The sequence below is a fragment of the Rhodococcus sp. NPDC077669 genome (genome assembly GCF_040686915.1).
GTDB classification, from domain to species: Bacteria; Actinomycetota; Actinomycetes; order Mycobacteriales; family Mycobacteriaceae; genus Rhodococcoides; species Rhodococcoides fascians.
Map to the genome: position 1 here is coordinate 1 of NZ_JBFBMD010000020.1, position 18,585 is coordinate 18,585.

Sequence of the window (18,585 nt, forward strand, 5' to 3'; positions counted from 1 at the left end):
AGTGCCCCGCAGCATCATCACAGCCCGTGTGTCACATGTCCGTGGACATCTCGTGTCTCATATGTCCCCAGACTGAACACGTAGCAGGCTACGAATTTCCACTCACATGGGCACCGGTCTTCTCGACGATCCAGGCATACTCGAAAGCCGCTTCTTTCCATTTCTCGTAGCGCCCGCTGACTCCGCCGTGTCCGGCGCTCATTTCGGTCTTGAGGAGCAGGTCCGAGTCACCCGTCTTCGTGGCACGCAGGGCCGCAACCCATTTGGCCGGTTCGACGTACAAGACGCGGGTGTCGTTGATGGACGTGATCGCGAGGATCGACGGGTAGTCCTTGGCCTCGACGTTCTCGTAGGGGCTGTACGACTTCATGTATTCGTACACTTCCTTGTCCGCCAACGGGTTTCCCCACTCGTCCCATTCGATGACCGTCAGCGGCAGCGACGGGTCGAGGATGGAGGTGAGCGGGTCGACGAACGGCACGTTGGCCAGGATGCCGTTGAACAGCTCGGGTGCAAGGTTGGCCACCGCACCCATCAGCAGACCGCCTGCGCTGCCGCCGTCAGCAACCAGATGCTTCGGTGAGGTACGGCCGGTGTCGATCAGATGCTGTGCGGCAGCGATGAAGTCGGTGAACGTGTTCTTCTTCTGCAGCGTCTTGCCCTGGTCGTACCAGTGCCTACCCATCTCACCGCCGCCGCGCACGTGTGCGACGACGAAGACGATGCCGCGGTCGAGCAGAGACAACCGCGCCACCGAGAACGACGGGTCCATCGATGCCTCGTACGATCCGTAGCCGTACAGCAGCGTGGGAGCAGGACCCTCGGGGACGTCCTTGCGAGCGATGACCGACAGCGGAATCTGTGTTCCGTCCGGCGCGGTCGCCCACTCTCGGTGCTGCACATAGTCGCCGGCGTCGAACTCACCGAGAACCGGCTGCGATTTGCGGAGCAGCAATTCCCCGCTCGCGATATCCAGGTCGTACACCTGACCGGGGGTGATGAAGGAGGTGTAGACCATCCTCAGCAGGGGCTGGTCCCACTCCGGGTTCGAGCCGGCTCCGACCGAATAGAGCTCCTCGTCGAACTCGAGCTCGCGGTATTCGCCGTATCCCTCGTCGGTCAGCGGCCAGATCGCCATGCGGGTCAACGCTTCTCGGCGGTAGGTGAAGATCAGGTGTCCGGCGAAGGCGTCGATGTCCTCGACTCGGACGTCGTCGCGGTGTGGAACCAGAATGCGCTGATCGAGTGGATCGCTCACCGGGGCCTCGGCGAGCAGGAAGTTCTCGGCCTTCTCCCCCTCGGTACCCCAGCCGTTGACCGAGCCGTTGTGGGTGATGAGGAAGCGATCCTCACCGGCCACGACGGCGTGTTCGATGCTGTACTCGATGCCGTCCGTGCGCGGCAGTACGACGCGGAACTCGCCCTCGGGATCGGTGGATTCCAGGACGAGGCACTCGGAGGTGATCTTGGAACCGACCCAGATCATCAGGTACTTCTCGCTACGGGTGGAACCGAAGCCGACCCAGTAGCTTTCGTCGGGCTCGTGAAAGACCTTGACGTCCTCGGCCTTACCGAGGGTGTGTCGCCAGACGGTGTCGGGACGCCAGGATTCGTCGACCGTCAGGTAGAAGACGTGGGTGGCGTCGGCGGTCCAGGTGGCTCCCGGCGCGACGTTCTCGATGGTGTCGGCCAGCAGTTCTCCGGTTTCGAGGTTCTTGAAGCGCAGTGTGTACCGCTCGTCGCCCTCTGTGTCGGTCGAGTACGCCAGCAACGTGCCGTCGAGGCTGATCGAGAATGCACCGAGCGAGAAGAAGTCGTGACCCTCGGCTTCGACGTTCGCGTCGAGCAGGATTTGCTCACCGGGTACGTCCACGTCGGAAGACAGCGTCGGCGGTGTCCAGTCGTCGGGAGAGTCGACGGGGCAACGGCATTGGAGGCCGTACGACTTACCCTCGACGGTGCGCGAGTAATACCACCACTGGCCCATGCGCGTCGGCACGGACAGGTCGGTCTCCTGGGTGCGCGATTTGATCTCGTCGAAGATCGTGCCGCGGAGTGCTTCCAGTCCGGCCGTCTGCTGCTCGGTGTACGCGTTCTCGGCTTCGAGGTAGGCGATCACCTCGGGGTCTTCCTTGGCGCGCAACCACTCGTAGTTGTCGATGAACGTGTCGCCGTGATGGGTGCGCCCCTGCGGCACCTTCTTGGCAATGGGAGGGGTGATCGTCATGGCGTGACCCAATCGTCGAAGTTCAGGCCCGAGATGCGCTCGTAGGCCTCGATGTAGCGGCTGCGCGTTGCGGCGACGACGTCGTCGGGCAACGGTGGCGGTGGGGTGTCGGACGCTCGGTCCCAGCCGGATTCGCCGGTCAGCCAGTCGCGAACGAACTGCTTGTCGAAACTGGGCTGAACGCGACCTTCTTCGTACGAGTCAGCAGGCCAGTAGCGTGAGGAATCGGGGGTGAGCACCTCGTCGGCGAGAACGAGGTTGCCGTCGGCATCGGTCCCGAACTCGAACTTGGTGTCCGCGAGAATGATTCCGCGTTCCAGAGCGAAGTTGGCTGCACGCGAATAGATCTCGATGGTGTCTTCGCGGAGCTTGAAGGCCAGCTCGGCACCGACCAGTTCGACGGCCTGGTCGAAGGTGATGTTCTCGTCGTGCTCACCCAGTTCGGCCTTGGCGGCAGGAGTGAAGATGACCTCGTCGAGTTTGCTCGATTCGATCAGGCCGGGCGGCAGTTCGACGCCACACACGGCACCGGTCGCGTTGTAATCCGCCAACCCGGATCCGGTGAGATAGCCGCGAGCAACGCACTCGATCGGCACCATGTTCAGCTTCTTCACCACCAGGGCGCGGCCGAGCAGTTCGGCGGGGATGCGTTCGTCGAGCGGATCACCGGCCAGGTGGTTGACGCCGCCGAGCTCCTCGAAGAAGAACACGCTCATCGCCGTCAACACCCGTCCCTTGTCCGGGATCGGGGTGTCGAGGATGTGGTCGTAGGCCGAGATTCGATCGCTCGCGACGAGCAGCAGATGCGCGTCGTCGATCGTGTACAGATCGCGGACCTTGCCGCCGGCCAGATGCTCGTAGCTACTCAGTGATGGTCGCACGAGGCTCAACACTATCTGGGCCGGTGCCGCCACGTCGGCGGGCAGGGATCACAATGAGTAGCAATGGCAACGACCGAATCGACCCCGGACATCGGATTCCGCTCCGAACGCGGTCCCATCCTGATCGCGCTGATGCTCAGCTCGTCGCTGGTTGCGCTGGACGCGACGATCATCGCCACTGCGGTGCTCACCATCGTCGGCGACCTCGGCGGGTTTGCGCAGTTCCCGTGGTTGTTCTCGATCTACCTGCTGGCACAGGCTGTCTCGGTGCCGCTCTACGGCAAATTGTCCGATCTGTTCGGGCGCAAGAAGATCATGGTGTTCGGCATCGCGGTGTTCTGCCTGGGCTCGATTCTGTGCGGCCTGGCGTGGAGCATGCCTGCTCTGATTGCTTTCCGCGCGATTCAGGGACTCGGCGCGGGTGCCGTCCAGCCGATGTCCATCACCATCGCAGGCGACATCTACACGCTGCCCGAGCGCGCCAAGGTGCAGGGCTACCTGGCCAGCGTGTGGGCGATCTCCTCGGTGCTCGGCCCCGCCCTCGGTGGCGTCTTCTCCGAGTACCTGTCGTGGCGGTGGATCTTTTTCATCAACATTCCGCTGTGCGCGGTGGCGGCGTTCATGTTGCTGCGCAAGTTCGAGGAAGGCGCAGTCGAACGCACCAAGCCGAAGATCGATTACCTCGGTGCCGCTCTGCTCACGGTCGGCGCGACGATGGTGCTCCTCGGCCTGCTCGAAGGCGGCCAGTCCTGGGCCTGGGGTTCGCCGATCAGCATCGCGATCTTCGTCGTGGGCTTCCTACTGCTGGCGGTGTTCGCGTGGGTCGAGTCCCGCGCCGAGGAGCCGATCCTGCCGCTGTGGGTGTTCACCCGGCGGGTGCTGGTGGTCAGCAGCTTCATCTCGTTGCTCGTCGGCGCATTGATCCTGGGACTGACGTCCTACGTCCCGACCTTCGTACAGGGCGTGTTCGGCACCGGAGCCATCATCGCCGGCTTCTCGCTGTCCACGCTGACCCTCGGCTGGCCGATCGCGGCATCCCAGTCCGGGCGGGTGTACCTGCGCTTCGGCTTCCGCACGACGGCAGTGGTCGGCGGTTCGATCGGGATCGTGGGTACGGCACTGACGACTCTGCTCGACGCCGATTCGCAGATCTGGCACGTCGCGGCGATGTGCTTCGTCATCGGCCTCGGCATGGGGTTGATCGCGAGCCCCACATTGATCGCCGCACAGTCGAGCGTCGAGTGGGCCGAACGCGGCGTCGTCACCTCCACCAACATGTTCGCCCGTTCACTCGGTAGCGCCGTCGGCGTCGCGGTGTTCGGTGCCATCGTCAACGCCCGTGTGTCCGGAGATCCAGAACCCGAACAACTGTCCGACGCCATCCATCTGGTCTTCATCGGAGTGCTGGTCGCCGCCGTCCTGATGACTGTCGCTGCGGTGTTCATGCCCAAGCGCACGGCCCGATAACTCGCCCACTGCGCAGGGTTCCGCCGCGTACCGCAACCGGAACCCTGCGTCACGGCATCAACGCACCGAACGCGGAAACCAGTGCACCGGTGAGGTCACCGAGACGTTCACGGCTGTACCGGGAGCGAATCGGTCGCAGGCCCGAGCGACGACACGCAGCCGGAGCCCGGTATCGCGGTGTCGCACAGTGACCGAGCATTCGGGGCCGGTGAAATCCTCGTGTTCGACGAGAAATTCGCCGTCCTCGCGCTCCGAGACCACCAACTGTTCGGGCCGGAGCAAGACCTGCCCCATACCCGTTGCCCTGGTGGTGGATTCGAGACGACCGAGAACGGTGTCGACCCAACCGTCGCGCGCGGCAGCGTCGACGTAATAGGCGTCGCCGACGAAGCTCGCCACAGCCGGCGTGGTGGGCCGCTCGTACAGTGCACGCGGCGTATCGACCTGCGCACAGCGCCCGCCCAGCAGGACCGCAACCCGATCCGCGGTGCCCAGAGCCTCGGCCCGATCGTGGGTGACGAGAATCGACGCGGTCTTGCTGGTGAGCAACAACTCTCGCACGTCCTGCCGAATCGAGGTCCGCAGACCTGCATCGAGAGCAGCGAACGGCTCGTCCATCAACACCACCGAGGGAGCCGGGGCCAACGCGCGCGCCAACGCGATCCGCTGCTGCTGCCCGCCCGAGAGTTCGCTGGGTCGAACCGCACCGGCGTCGGGCAGTCCGACGAGCTCGAGCATCTCGTCGACGCGTCGGGCCCGTTCGGCTCGGCCGGACAGGTACGGCCGCACGAACCCTGTGCGCAAACCGAATTCGATGTTTCGGCGCACCGTCAGATGTGGAAACAGTCCACCTTCCTGCGGCATCAGGCCTACTCCCCGCTTCTCCGGTGGCACCTGAACACGCCCGGCGACGGAGAGGTCGCGCCCGTCGGCGGTGATGCGGCCCGCGTCGATACGGTGCAGGCCTGCGATCGATCGCAGCAGAGTCGTCTTGCCGCAGCCTGAGGGTCCGAGAACGGCGAGCATCTCACCGTCGCCGAGGTCGAGATCGATTCCGTGCAGCACCGTCGTACTGCCGTACGAGGCAACGAGATCGGACATCACCATGCTCATGACAGTGTCACTCGCTTTCGCGTCGTACGCCGCAGCGCCCGGGTCAGGACGATCGTCGGGACCACGGAGATCAGGATCAATGCGAGGGCGTAGGGGGCTGCCTCGCCGTAGCGGAATGCCTCGGTGGTGGACCACAGCGTGGTCGCGAGCGTGTCCACACCGCGGGGGCGCAGCATCAACGTCGCCGGTAATTCCTTGGCGACGGTCAGGAACACCAGGGCGGCTCCGGCCGCGATGCCGGGCGCGGCGACAGGAATCGTCACCCGCAGGTCGGTGCGCACTCGCCCGGCACCGAGGGTCCGTGAAACATCCTCGAGCACAACCGGAGTGGCGTCGACGACCGATCGGGTGCTGCCGACGGCCAACGGCAGGAACAGCACCACGTACGCAAGCACCAGCAGCACCGCGGTCTGATAGAACGACGGCAGAAATCTGATTCCGAGAAACACCGTCGCCAGTCCCACGGTGATACCCGGGAGACCGTGCGCAATGTACGTGGACAACTCGGCGGTGCGCGCACTGCGGGACGTGGACCGGGCGGCGAACAACGCCACCGGCAACGCAAGCACGGCTACCACCAGAGCAGCAGTCGCCGAGTACTGAACTGTCTTGGCGCTGACAGCCAGCACGTCCGCCCAGTCGACGGTGAAGCGCAGCGATCGAGTGAGCCATCGCGCCAGGGCCAGAATCGGTACCAGCACCGAAACACCGAGGGCTGCAACGATAACGGCCAGAGCAGGCACGCGCCACCGGCCGAGAACCACAGGCTCGGCCATCCGGTCGGTACCCGATCCCACGCGCGCCGTGGCCCCGCGTCGAGCACGCCGTTCGAGGAGGGTCAACACCAACGCGCCCACCACGAGGACCAACCCGAGAACAGCGGCCGCGGTGCGATCGAGCCCGCCGCGGTAGGCGCTGTAGATGCCCAGAGTGAAGGCGTCGTACCGCATCAGTGCCACCGCCCCGAAGTCACTGATGGTGTACAGCGCCACCAACAACGCGCCTGCTGCCGCAGCCGGAACGACGCGACGGCACTCGACGGTCAGTGCGGTGCGTACCGCCCCGCGGCCGAGGGTGCGGGACACTTCGGCCAACGACGGGTCCGCGGTGGCGAACGCCGCGGACACCGGCAACATCACCAGCGGGAAGCACGACAACGTGAGCACCAGCGCAGCACCGGAAAATCCTGCAAGGGAGGGAAATTCAGCGATCCACAGATAACCGGACACGTAGGACGGGATGGCGAGTGGGGCTGCGAGGATCATCGCGAAGATGCGTCGACCCGGTAGATCGGTTCGGACGGTCAACCAGGCGAGCAGCGTGCCCACCACGACGGAGGCGACCACGACGGTGAGAGCGAGCGTGGCCGTCCGGACAACGAGGTCGAGGGTGCGTTGCCGCAGGAGCAGCCGCAGTACCTTCTCGGTTCCGCCGTCGAACGCTCGAACGAACAGGTACACCAAGGGTGTCAGCGTCAGCGCTCCCACGCACAACGCGGCCGTCCCGAGAACGGGACGACCGCCGAAGTGGCGCCGCAGAAGCGGCTGGAGTGCGGACACGAACACCGACTAGATGATTCCGACGTCGGTGAGCAGGGTTTGCGTGGCTTCGAGGGACGAGAGCCGGCCCAGGTCGAGGTCGGTCGAGCCCAGGTCCGACAGCGGCGGCAGGTCGTAGTCGGACGTGACGCCGTCGATGACGGGGTATTCGGCGGTCTCGTTGGCGAAGTACGTCTGCGATTCGGTCGAGAGCAGCTCGCGCACGAAATCGAATGCCGCTTCCTGGTTGTCCGACGCCGCCAGCACACCGGCACCGGCGACGTTGATCAATGCGCCGGGGTCGCCGGGCTCGAAGTAGTGCAGCTCGACGGGAGCGTCGGCACCGTTCTCGTCTTTGAACGGGTACCAGTAGTAGTGGTTGAGCAGTCCCGTGGCGACCTGCCCGTCGTTGACGGCGGTCAGCAGCGGACCGTTGCCCTCGAACGCGACCGGCTCGTTGGCGACGAATCCTTCGAGCCAGGTGCGAGCACCCTCCTCGCCGCGCTGCACGCGCAATGCGGTGACGAACGCCTGGAACGATGCGTTGGTCGGTGCGTAGCCGATCTGTCCGCGCCAGCGTGGGTCGAGCAGTCCGTCGATACCGGTGGGCAGGTCTGCTGCCTGCACCGAATCGGAGTTGTAGGCCAGCACGCGGGCCCGTGCGGACGTGGCGACCCAGGTGCCGTCGGTGCCGCGGTACTGCTCGGGAACGAGCGCGAGGATGTCCTCGGGCAGCGGTGCGAGCGCCCCTGCTTCGTCGAGGGCCCCCAGTGCACCTGCATCCTGGCCGTAGAAGACGTCGGCCGGCGTCGCGTCGCCCTCTTCGAGGATCTTCGCGGCCTGGGCGTTGGTGTTGCCCGAATAGTCGACCTCGATGCCGCCGCCGATGCGTTCGATCAGGGGGTCGACGAGTTCTTCACCGCGGCCGGAGTACACCACCAGGGCGGACTCTGCGGTGGCGGACTCGGAGGTGGAGGTGGTGTCACCGGAGTCCGAAGAGCTGCAGGCGACCAAACCGAGGGCAAGGGTTGCACTGCACGAGAGCAGCGCCAGACGGCGAACGGTGAACACGGTTCTCCTGACGAAAACGGGTCAAACGGACAATTCGAGAAAGTACACCACCAAGGTGAGGCTCAGCTACTTTCCCCCCCGGATTGAACGACCGGCCGCCCGGGCATTCCCGCCCGATGACCGAACGCGTGCTCGTCACCGGTGCCAGCATCGCCGGCCCCACCGTCGCCTACTGGCTCGACAGAGCGGGATACGACGTCGTCGTCGTCGAGCGCAGTCCGCAGCTGCGTCTGGGCGGCCAGAACATCGACGTCCGCGGTAGTGGACGCGAGGTGCTGCGACGCATGGGCCTGGAGCAGACCCTGCTGGTCAACGGCACCACCGAGAAGGGCACCAGATTCGTCGACGATTCCGACGCCACCATCGCGGCCTTTCCGGCCGGAGACGGATCACACGACGGCCCGACGGCGGAGATGGAGATTCTGCGCGGCGAGTTCGCTCGGATTCTCGTCGAATCAGCTGGTCCGCGAACCGAGTACCGGTACGGCGATCGCGTCGTCGACGTGGTTCAGGATGCCGACGGCGTCGATGTCACGTTCGCGTCGAACGCAGCGGAGAGGTTCGATCTCGTCCTCTTCGCCGACGGCATCCGCTCCAGCAGTAGAGAACTGGCGTTCGCTGGGGAGGCCGAGACCACACCCGTCGGCCTGTACACCGCTTACGGCAAACTCCCGAAGGGACCGAGCGACGACGGCTGGTGGCGCTGGTACAACGCCCCCGGATCCAGGGTCGCCAATCTGCGCCCGGACAACCTCGGCACGACGCGTTTCAGCCTGTCCTGGGTGTCCGACGACGGCGGGTACGAAGGCGCGTCCACCGAGCAGGTGATTGCCGCCTTGCGAGCGACGTTCGCCGACGTCGGCTGGGAAGTGCCCAGAATCCTGAATTCGCTCGGACCTGATTCGGAGCTCTACGTCGACTATCTGGCCCAGGTGCAGGCTCCGCGATGGTCGAACGGCAGAATCGGCATGCTGGGCGACGCTGCTTGGTGCGCAACACTATTGAGCGGGATGGGCACCACGTTGTCGGTCACCGGGGCCTACGTGCTCGCCGGGGAACTCGCCCGAGCGCGCGATCATCGCGCCGGGTTCGAGGCCTTCGAGGCGCGCATGCGTCCGTTCGTGAATCAGGCTCAGAAGCTGCCGCCCGGCGTGCCTCGCGTCGCGCATCCGAAAACGACTGTGGGAGTAGCTGCTTTTCGCACCGTGCTGCGCCTGGCCGGATCGAAGCCGGTCCAGGCGGTCACGAGCAGATTCCTCGGTCCCGACGCGGCGACGCTGGAATTGCCCGACTACGAATTTCGGCGTTAGAGCCCGACCCGCTCGAGCAGCGCGTCGAACGCCTCGCTGGCTTCCTGCTCGGTGCGGCCGGATTCGATGACGCCGTTGTACACCGCAAGCGCCTCCTCCTGGTACTGCTTGTACTTTTCGAGCCACTTCTCCGAGTCAGCGCGCCAGTAGCCGATGATGTCGAAATACTTGTTGTCGTAACCCAAGTCCTTGCGGAAGTACTTGCGTACCCGACGCGAGGACGACGCCTCGGCGGCGAACCACACGTAGCCGCGACCCTCGGGTAGCGGGTATGCGAGCACCGCGTCGTCGAGCACGCTGGCGCTGTCTCCGTTTCCGGATCCGATACGCCAATCGAACGTCACGTCGGCGGCTGTCTCGAACGTCTGGATGTCACCGCGCTCGAGTACCTCGACGATCGCGTGTGCGCGGGTGCCTGCGGGCAACTGTTCGATCAGTCGCCCCAGCGCAGGAACTCCGGTCATATCGGCCACCAGCAGCAGCCAATCGACGTCGGCGGGCGGTGAGTACCACGACCGCGGACGGGTGAAGAGCACCGTCTGGCCGGGGGCGGCCTGCTGGGCCCAGGTGGCCGCGACGCCGCCCTCGTGTGCGAAGAAGTCGATGGTCAACTGGCCGCGGTCGGGATCGACGCGTCGGATCGTGTAGTTCCGGCCCTCCGGCGCGTTCTCGAGGCCGTGGAACCACCACAGGCCGTCGACCTCGGTCATCGGCGGCGGTGCCGACTCGCCTTCGCGCGGAAAGTAGACCCCGACGCACTCGTCGGGTGCCCCGAGCGTGCGGTAACCGGCGACGTGCTCGCCGCCGAAGGTGACGCGCACCATGTGCACGGTGAGCTGCTCCACCGCAACGACGTCGGCGTAGTGGAAACCACGCTGCTGATCGGTCATCTTCGTCCTCGATACATCTCTCGTCCGACTGTGCGAGAACCCTCAGGCTAACTCGGCGGCAATTCTGTTCGATTCTAAACTAAGCCTTGCCTAGCCTGCCAGCGGCCACCTTGGGTATCACCAACGGAGTGTGCGATTCGGGATCGTCGATGATGCGGCACGGCAGTCCGAACACCGCCTCGACCAAGTCGGCCGTGACGATCTCCGCCGGTGGGCCCTCGGTGACCACCGCGCCGTCCTTCATCGCGATGATGTGGTCGGCGTATCGACAGGCGTGGTTGAGATCGTGCAACACCGCGACGAGAGTGTTGCCGTTGTCCCGATTCAACGTGGCCAGCAGGTCGAGAAGTTCGATCTGGTGCGCGATGTCGAGAAACGTCGTCGGCTCGTCCAAGAGCAACAGCGGTGTCTGTTGCGCGAGAACCATTGCCACCCACACTCTTTGCCGCTGTCCACCGGACAGCTCGTCGACCGGACGGGCCGACAGCGACGTCACTCCGGTCGCAGTCATGGCCTCCACCACCGCGGCCTCGTCCGCGACGGACCATTGCCGGATCAACTTCTGATGCGGATAGCGGCCTCGCGCAACGAGATCGGCCACCGAGATGCCGTCCGGTGCGATGGAGGTTTGCGGCAGGAGCCCGAGTCGGCGGGCGACCTCCTTCGCCGGGTACGACGAGATGGACTTGCCGTCGAGCAAGACCGCCCCGCCGGTCGGCTTCAGCAGCCGCGACAACGCGCGCAACAGTGTCGATTTGCCGCAGGCGTTCGGCCCGACGATCACGGTGAACTTGCCGTCGGGAATCTCGACGGTCAGCTTCTCGCTGATGATTCGTTTGTCGTATCCGACGGTGATGCCGTCCGCGTACAGGCGTGGCCTCGTCGTCATTGCTTCCGCCCTTCTCGTGCCAACAACCAGACGAAGTACGCGCCGCCCACACAGACCGTCACCACGCCGACCGGAAGCTGAGTGGGCGCGAAAACTCGTTGCGCTGCAACGTCACTGACGATCAGGAGCAGAGCACCCATGCATGCTGCCGGCACCATCGCCACCGACGAGGTACCGGTGAGCCGCCGAGCCAACTGCGGCGCGGCGAGCGCGACGAACGAAATGGGCCCCGCTGCGGCCGTGACCAGTGCCGTGAGGGCGACCCCGAGAATCACCAGCATCAGACGCGTCGGCTCGACGCGGATTCCGAGCGCTCTCGCCGCGTCGTCACCCATCTCGAGTACCGGTAGCCGTGTCGACAGCGCCGCCGCCACGGGGGTGACGACAGCCAGGGCCACGAGAACGGGAACCACCTGCGGCCACCCCAACCCGTTGAGTGTGCCCGCGCCCCAGACGGCGGCTGCGATTGCCTCGGAGACATCGGCTTTCACCACGAGCCAGGTATTGACGGACGCCAGGACGGCACTGACCGCGATACCGACGATGATCAATCGAAAGCCCTGCACGCCGCGCTTGTAGGCGAGCACGTACACCACGGCGGCGGCCACCAGTCCGCCGACGAGCGCGCCCGCTCCGGTCCGGTAGTAACCGCCGCCGAGCGTCAGGATGACGACGAGAGCGCCGGTGTACGCGCCGGTCGAGAAGCCGATGATGTCCGGGCTGCCCAACGGATTTCGCGTCAACGACTGAAAGATCGCACCCGACACCCCCAGGGCAGCTCCGAACAGGAATGCCAGCGCAACCCGGGGGAACCGCGACTGCATGACGACGATCTCGGTGATGCGCGGGGCGTCGCCGAACACCGCCGCGAGCACCTGGCCCGGTGGAACGTGGTAATCGCCAGTGCCGATCGCGAGGACGGCGACAACCGCTGTCAGCAACAGCAGGGCCGCGCAGACGAGGACCGTACAAACGTCGATTCGTGCGCCCAGCACTGTGCGAACGATCCACACCCTTCTGCCGAAGTCGATGTTCCCGGCGCGCGGTGCCCGGATCACAGTCCGCTCGCCTTCTTTCGGCGGACCAACAGGATCAGGACGGGAGCCCCGACGAAGGCGGTGACGATACCGACCTGCAACTCCCCCGGCTCGATGACGATTCGGCCGACGACGTCGGCGAACAACAGCAGTGCCGGTGCCGCGAACACGGTGTGGATCAGAATCCAACGCTGGTCCGGCCCGACGAACCAGCGCACCATGTGCGGCACCATCAGCCCCACGAACCCGACCGGTCCCGCCGCCGCTGTCGCCGCTCCGGCCAACAGCGTCACCGCAACGACCCCGACGGTCCGCGTCCGAAGCGCATCGGCTCCCAACGACCGGGCCAACTCGTCGCCCAGTGCGATCGCATTGAGCGGACGCGCGACGAGCGCAGCCAGACACAGTCCGAGTACGACGAACGGGCCGGTGGCCGCCGCGATGTCGAGCCCTCGACCCGCCAACGAGCCTGCGCCCCAGAACCGCATCCTGGCGAAGGCGTCCGGGTCCAGCAGCAGCATCCCGGAAGTAACGCCGCCGAGCACCGCACCGAGGGCAATACCGGAGAGCGTCAAGCGAATCGGAGTGGCACCCACTCGTCCCACCGAACCCAGCGCGTACACCGCGACGGTGGCGAGAACGGCACCGACGAACGCGAACCACACATAGAAGCGAACGTCGGTCACGCCCAACACCCCGACTGCGAAGGCGACGAAGAGTGCCGCTCCGGCATTGACGCCCAGAATGCCCGGGTCGGCCAACGGGTTGCGCGTCATCGCCTGGATCAGCGCGCCCGCGACGCCGAGCGCGGTACCGACGAGCACACCGAGCACGGTCCGTGGAACTCGGAGCTCGCGGACGATCACCGCGTCGGTGGAACCGTTCGAAGACCACAGTGCGTGCCACACGTCACCGACAGCGATGTTCTCGGCTCCCACAGCGATACTCACCAGGCACAGAATCGCGAGGACGGCGACGACGAGAATCAGACCGGCGGTCCTGCCGGCGTCGGTTCGGGCCAGACCACCGACGAGAGCCGGAACATCGCTCTGTTCCGGCTCGTCGCCCGCAGTGATACCCCGCCGTTTCACACCACCGAACGCACCCTCGCACCCACCGCGGACTTGACGATCTCACCGCTGCGCACAGCGATGTTGGACAGCAGAGAGGACGTCAAACCGTGGGTGTGCTCGGTGCCGCCCTGCAGGTAGATCGAACCCACTGTCGATCCACGCGTGACGAGCCGGTAGTCCCGCGTCACGCGCGGACCGTGCGCATCGAATTCGACGGCGTCGAACAACGGCCCGAGGATGTCGGGCAGATCGAGGGACGTGAAGCCGGTGGCATAGACGACAGCGTCGCACAGCACGTCCTCGGCCAGTCCTGTCGGCCCGTGTTCCACCGATGCCCGCACGCCCGACGCCTCCTCCGTGACATCGGCCAGTCGGGAGGCTCCGTGCACGAACAGCCGGCGCTGTCCGCTGACCCGCTCGGCGTACTCGCGCGCGTACAGCTCCTCGATCAGGGGCAGGTCGACGGCGGAGTAGTTGGTTCCGCGGTGATAGTGCAGCAGCTGATCGCGCAGAGAATGCGAGGACGAGTAGAAGTCGTCGACGGCGGTCGGATCGAAGATGCGGTTGGCGTAGGGGCTGTCGTCGGCCGGGCTGTACCCGTACTTGCGCAGTACCGCATGCACGGACGCGTCCGGGTAGGTCGAATGCAGGTAGTCGACCACTTCGGCTGCGCTCTGCCCGGCACCGACGACGACGAACGTGCGGTGAGTGCGCGACGGCAGCCGGTCGAGGTGGCCGAGCAGGTCGTGATTGTGGAATTGCCGCGCCGACGCGCTGACTCCGTCCGGCAGGGCCGCGGTCAGGCCGCCGGCGAGCACGATGTTGCGGCCGCGGACGGTCCCGGTGCGTCGCCCCTCGGTGCGGACGCCGTAACCGTCACCGGTGTCGACGACCGCGGACGCCCGCGTGCCGTAGTGCACCGCGGCGTCGACTTTGCCTGCGGCCCAGGACAGGTAGTCGTGGAACTCGAGCCGGCTGGGGAAGAACGTCTGCAGATTGATGAAGTGGTTGAGCCGGCCCCGTTCGGCGAGATACGACAGAAACGTGTACTCGCTGCTCGCATTGCGCTGGGTGGCAAGGTCTTTGAGGAAGGAGATCTGCATCGTGGTTCCCGGCAGCAACATTCCGGGGTGCCAAGCGAACTCGTCCTTCGACTCGAGGAAGCACGACGTCAGGCGCTCGGCCGGAGCACACTGTCGATTGTGTTCCTCGATCGCGATGGCCAGCCCCAGATTGGAGGGCCCGAAGCCGACCCCGACGATGTCGTATTCGCCGTCGAGGTCGCCGCTGTAGTCGTCGCTCGGGCTCATCGGATGCTCGCCCCCGACATCTGATCGAGCGCACCGGGGACCGGTTCGGCAGGGTCCACTCCGAGGGCGACGATGCTGTTGTCCGAGTCGACGTGCACCACGGAGGGACTGTGCGTCGACAGCTCGGCGTTCTCGACCTGACGGAACGACATGATGATCACCAGATCACCCGGAGACACCAGATGGGCCGCGGCACCGTTTATTCCGATCACGCCGGATCCCGGATGGCCTTCGATCACGTAGGTGACCAAGCGAGCGCCGTTGGTGATGTCGACGACGTGGACCTGTTCGCCCTCGATCAGATCGGCCGCCTGCATCAGAGTCGAATCGATCGTGATGGACCCGACGTAGTGCAGATCGGCGTGAGTGACAGTGGCACGGTGGATCTTTCCACCCAGCATGGTGCGGTGCATCAGGCGTCGTTCTCCTTCTTGCGGACGAGATATGGGGCAACGCTGGCGAGCTTCTCGCAGGTCTCGTCGAATTCACGTTCGGGCTTGGACTGGCCGACGATGCCGGCTCCGGCACGCAGCCATGCGGAACCCTGCTGCTCGTAGACGGCGCGCAGCACGAGTGCTGCCTCGAATTCTCCCGTCGACGATGCCTTCACGACGGCACCGGAGTACAGGCCGCGCGGTGACTCGTCGAGCCGACCGATGGCGTCGATGGCCTCCTTCTTCGGGATCCCCGACGCCGTGACGGCCGGAAACAGGGCACCGAAGGCATCCCAGCAGGACAGGTCCTCGCGCAGGCGTGCGCGCACGGTGGACGCGAGATGTTGGACACTTCCCCGTTCGCGCACGCTCATGAAGTCCGAGACGGCCGTCGACCCCGGGCTGGCGATCGATTCGAGTTCCTCGAACGAGGTACGCACGGACACAGCGTGTTCGGTGATCTCTTTCGGATCCTGTTCGAGATCGGACTTCGCTGCCGAGTCGGCATCGGAACCGAGTCCGAACGCTCTCGTTCCCGCGAGCGGCTCGGTGGTGACGATCCCGTGTGCGTCGACGGAGGCGACCAATTCCGGGCTGAAGCCTGCGGCACGCAGATCGCCGAGATGCAGCAGAAAAGAGCGGGCCGGAGTGTTCGCCGTACGCCCGGCGCGGTAGGTGCCCGGCATGTCGAGATCGAATGGGATACGCACGCTCCGGGACAGAATGACCTTGGCGTAGTCGCCCCGTCGGATTTCCGTTACGGCCTGTTCGACGCGGCCGCGGTAGTCGTCGAGATCTCCGCCGACGTCGAGAGCGTGCACGGTCGGCAGCTCGTCGCCGCCGATCGCGTCGAGCGCGGCCAGTACCGAGGCGCGGTCCTCGTCGCTGCCGGTCACCTCGACGGCATCGTGTTCGCGGCCGAAGCGGACCTCGACGCGGGGCACCACCAGGTGCGCGAGGATGTCGTCGGCGTCGCGCCCGGCGGCAGTGGACCGATCGACGTCGTGCAGGTGCTCCGCGAACCCGAAACCGACGAATCCGTAAGCGTTCCACTGTTCTCGGGTCAGGCCCGTGCACGCCTCGCTCAGGGCCGCTGCCGGGTTACCGGACCAGCTCCGCTCGGTCGGTTCTCCGGCCCCCCAGGTGGTGGTCACGAGGTGGGGCCGAAGCACGATGCGAGCGACCACGCCGCCCGCGAACACCCAGCGTCCCCGGTCCTCGTACACGACGTACTCGTCGAACAATCCGGACTCCGCCAACGCGACGACCGTACGCAGTCCCCGCTGCAGTTCGGTCCCCTCGGCCGTGTCCATCGTCGTTTCTTCGACAACGGTCATTGTGTGTGCACTCCTGACGGTGAATCGGTCCGTGACCGCGCATTGCGCGCAACGTCTGCGGTCGGCATCGGCGCGCGCCTTCGATAGGGAACGCTAACCTAACCGACTCGGCAGCACAACGGCTTCCTCGGTGTCAGCGAACACGGCGTAGATCGAGCACCGAGATACCCCAGCCGACCAGCGTCGACGCCGCGACCTCGAGGCCGGCATCGGCTGCTACGCAGGCAAATTCGGCTTTCGTTCGTACACCGCTGCCGTGCATGCAGAGCATCAGCAGATCGAATTCCGACTGGTCCTCGTTGAACGACCCGTCGTTGGACAGTCGCTCGACGACCACCAATTTTCCGTTGTCGGCCAATCCTGTTGCCGCGTTGCGCAACAGCAGTGCGAGATCGTCGTCTCGATAGTGTCCGGTGACCTCGAGCAACAGATACGCGTCGAATCCGTTCCCGTGCTCCACATGCGGCTCGGACATCACGCTCTGCGGGTGATTCACCACTCGCCCTTCGAGTTCGGGCCATTTCCCGAGGTCGCGTCGAATCAGGTCGAGTTCGCTGGGCAACCCGAGCACACCCGCCGATACTCCGTCGTACCGGGAGAGAACGGAACCGAGCACCACTCCGGATCCTGCCCCCGCCACCAACAGGGTCGAGACCCCGTCGAACGAATAGTCTTGCACCAGAGCAGGACCCAGGAACGCGGCCTCGTCGGCGATGTGGTTGTGATGCAGTTCGGCGAGCCGCGGGGACGCCTCGAGGTCTTCGGTCAACGTGTTGCCGGTCAGCAGGCTCGCGCTGGCGGTACCGGTCCGCAGGCTGTCCACCAGACCTGTGATCGACAGTTCCACCCGTGCCTCGATCCCGTCCAGGTCCAGCCAGTGCGAGATCCAGTCGTCGCCGAGCATCGCCTCACCGATATCGCCGAGAATCAGATCACCGGTGGAGTTCTCGGCGAGGACGTCGACGGCACGCAGATAGCGCACGAATTTCGCGAGGGCGCGCGCGTCCGTCTCGGTGGCTTCCGCCAGCGATTCGACGGAGCACGCCCCTCGGGACACGTGCAACGGGATACGTAACGTGTTGGCCGCCCTGAAAGCGAAGGGCGACAGTATTTCCGCACGTTCGGCGAGCCTGTCGAACGGCTCGGACTCACCGCCGCTGAGGTCGGGCACCTCGGGATCGTCGGCGCGGGTCAGAACCTCGGCGCGACGCCAGTACCCGGTGACGTCGACCATCTCCGGCGGCAGGCCGCGGTCCTCGCGCAGATACCGACGGATTCCCTTGAGAGCGGTCGCTTCCCCTGCCACCCAGGCGAACACCGTTCCGTCCCACCAGGGTGCCGCCCGCACCGCACTGTCGAGCAAGTCGCCGGTGCCGGCGGTGACGCCGTCACGGTGGACCCACGTGATCTCGGCGTCGGCGGCCGTCGGCAACGGCAACTCTCGCTCGACGTCGGCGACCTCGACGAACACCCGAATTCGCCGGCCCGGCAATGCCTCTTCGAGATACCGAGCGATGGCAGGTAACGCGGTCTCGTCGCCGACGAGCAACACCCAGTCGACACCGGCAGGGGCATGGCCCGACCGCACCGGACCGAGCAGGGTGATGGAATCGCCGACGCGGCAACGCCGACCCCACGTCGACGCGATGCCGGTGTCGTGGGTGACGAAGTCGAGAGTCACCTGCGCGGTCTCGGGATCGACGCTGCGCACGGTGTAGTTGCGGGTCACCGGACGCGGATCACGCGGCCATTCGACGGTGCGCTCGTGCTGGGTCGGAAGCACCACCGTGCCGTCGGTCTCCGCCGGGAAGAACAACCGAACGAAGTCGTCGAATCCTTCGCTGCGCAACGCCGGGAACCGGTAGTCGCCGCGCGAGAACTCGCGCAGCTGCGGCCCACCCAACACGATTCGGCGCATACCCGAACCCAGCTGACGTGTTTCGATCACCGTTGCCGTGCGCAGGACTTCGGGAAAGACGACCTGAAGTCGATGGGACCTTGCCACGGT

Annotated in this window: 15 protein-coding genes; 2 read left to right on the forward strand and 13 right to left on the reverse strand. The window is 65.7% G+C overall.

What is annotated here, in order from left to right:
- Positions 1 to 88 precede the first annotated feature (88 nt).
- The gene (locus tag AB0P23_RS19405; protein WP_206497844.1) at positions 89 to 2,227 is read right to left on the reverse strand and encodes a S9 family peptidase; all 2,139 of its coding nucleotides are present in this window, start codon (positions 2,225 to 2,227) and stop codon (positions 89 to 91) included.
- Positions 2,224 to 3,108, reverse strand: a complete 885-nt coding sequence (locus AB0P23_RS19410) for a phosphoribosylaminoimidazolesuccinocarboxamide synthase (protein ID WP_032374034.1) — start codon at positions 3,106 to 3,108, stop codon at positions 2,224 to 2,226. Before AB0P23_RS19410 ends, AB0P23_RS19405 begins: the two co-directional genes overlap by 4 nt.
- Positions 3,109 to 3,171: 63 nt before the next feature.
- On the opposite strand from AB0P23_RS19410, the gene AB0P23_RS19415 reads away from it, so the two are divergent.
- Positions 3,172 to 4,575, forward strand: a complete 1,404-nt coding sequence (locus AB0P23_RS19415; RefSeq protein ID WP_032400075.1) for an MDR family MFS transporter — start codon at positions 3,172 to 3,174, stop codon at positions 4,573 to 4,575.
- A gap of 57 nt (positions 4,576 to 4,632) precedes the next feature.
- Here the strand turns inward: AB0P23_RS19415 and AB0P23_RS19420 are convergent, their stop codons facing one another.
- The 3 genes from AB0P23_RS19420 to AB0P23_RS19430 are packed head-to-tail and all read right to left on the reverse strand — an operon-like array spanning position 4,633 to position 8,297.
- Positions 4,633 to 5,682, reverse strand: a complete 1,050-nt coding sequence (locus AB0P23_RS19420) for an ABC transporter ATP-binding protein (protein WP_230593429.1) — start codon at positions 5,680 to 5,682, stop codon at positions 4,633 to 4,635.
- A gap of 2 nt (positions 5,683 to 5,684) precedes the next feature.
- Positions 5,685 to 7,247: an ABC transporter permease subunit gene (locus AB0P23_RS19425; RefSeq protein ID WP_283348569.1), complete on the reverse strand. Its 1,563-nt coding sequence runs from the start codon at positions 7,245 to 7,247 to the stop codon at positions 5,685 to 5,687.
- A 9-nt stretch (positions 7,248 to 7,256) separates the two neighbouring features.
- On the reverse strand, positions 7,257 to 8,297 hold the full coding sequence (locus tag AB0P23_RS19430; protein ID WP_052053255.1) for an iron ABC transporter substrate-binding protein: 1,041 nt from the start codon (positions 8,295 to 8,297) through the stop codon (positions 7,257 to 7,259).
- 116 nt (positions 8,298 to 8,413) lie between these two features.
- On the opposite strand from AB0P23_RS19430, the gene AB0P23_RS19435 reads away from it, so the two are divergent.
- On the forward strand, positions 8,414 to 9,607 hold the full coding sequence (locus AB0P23_RS19435) for an FAD-dependent monooxygenase (RefSeq protein ID WP_219520424.1): 1,194 nt from the start codon (positions 8,414 to 8,416) through the stop codon (positions 9,605 to 9,607).
- Here AB0P23_RS19435 and AB0P23_RS19440 read toward each other — a convergent pair.
- The 8 genes from AB0P23_RS19440 to AB0P23_RS19475 all read right to left on the reverse strand — a co-directional run bounded on the left by AB0P23_RS19440 (position 9,604) and on the right by AB0P23_RS19475 (position 18,582).
- A complete protein-coding gene (locus AB0P23_RS19440; protein ID WP_032374022.1) occupies positions 9,604 to 10,497 on the reverse strand; it encodes a siderophore-interacting protein in 894 nt (297 codons plus the stop codon). The two genes, AB0P23_RS19435 and AB0P23_RS19440, sit on opposite strands and share 4 nt — an antisense overlap.
- Positions 10,498 to 10,576: 79 nt before the next feature.
- On the reverse strand, positions 10,577 to 11,386 hold the full coding sequence (locus tag AB0P23_RS19445; RefSeq protein ID WP_032374023.1) for an ABC transporter ATP-binding protein: 810 nt from the start codon (positions 11,384 to 11,386) through the stop codon (positions 10,577 to 10,579).
- Positions 11,383 to 12,441, reverse strand: a complete 1,059-nt coding sequence (locus AB0P23_RS19450; protein ID WP_094621726.1) for an iron chelate uptake ABC transporter family permease subunit — start codon at positions 12,439 to 12,441, stop codon at positions 11,383 to 11,385. Before AB0P23_RS19450 ends, AB0P23_RS19445 begins: the two co-directional genes overlap by 4 nt.
- Positions 12,441 to 13,499, reverse strand: a complete 1,059-nt coding sequence (locus AB0P23_RS19455) for an iron chelate uptake ABC transporter family permease subunit (protein ID WP_219520426.1) — start codon at positions 13,497 to 13,499, stop codon at positions 12,441 to 12,443. The genes AB0P23_RS19450 and AB0P23_RS19455 overlap by 1 nt, the downstream gene beginning before the upstream one ends.
- 11 nt (positions 13,500 to 13,510) lie before the next feature.
- On the reverse strand, positions 13,511 to 14,806 hold the full coding sequence (locus AB0P23_RS19460; RefSeq protein WP_310177707.1) for a SidA/IucD/PvdA family monooxygenase: 1,296 nt from the start codon (positions 14,804 to 14,806) through the stop codon (positions 13,511 to 13,513).
- A complete protein-coding gene (gene panD / locus AB0P23_RS19465) occupies positions 14,803 to 15,219 on the reverse strand; it encodes an aspartate 1-decarboxylase (protein WP_032374025.1) in 417 nt (138 codons plus the stop codon). The genes AB0P23_RS19460 and panD overlap by 4 nt, the downstream gene beginning before the upstream one ends.
- Positions 15,219 to 16,577 (reverse strand): salicylate synthase, encoded by a 1,359-nt coding sequence (locus AB0P23_RS19470; RefSeq protein WP_032374026.1) that lies wholly within the window; start codon positions 16,575 to 16,577, stop codon positions 15,219 to 15,221. The genes panD and AB0P23_RS19470 overlap by 1 nt, the downstream gene beginning before the upstream one ends.
- Before the next feature lie 133 nt (positions 16,578 to 16,710).
- On the reverse strand, positions 16,711 to 18,582 hold the full coding sequence (locus tag AB0P23_RS19475) for a siderophore-interacting protein (protein ID WP_032374027.1): 1,872 nt from the start codon (positions 18,580 to 18,582) through the stop codon (positions 16,711 to 16,713).
- Positions 18,583 to 18,585 lie beyond the last annotated feature (3 nt).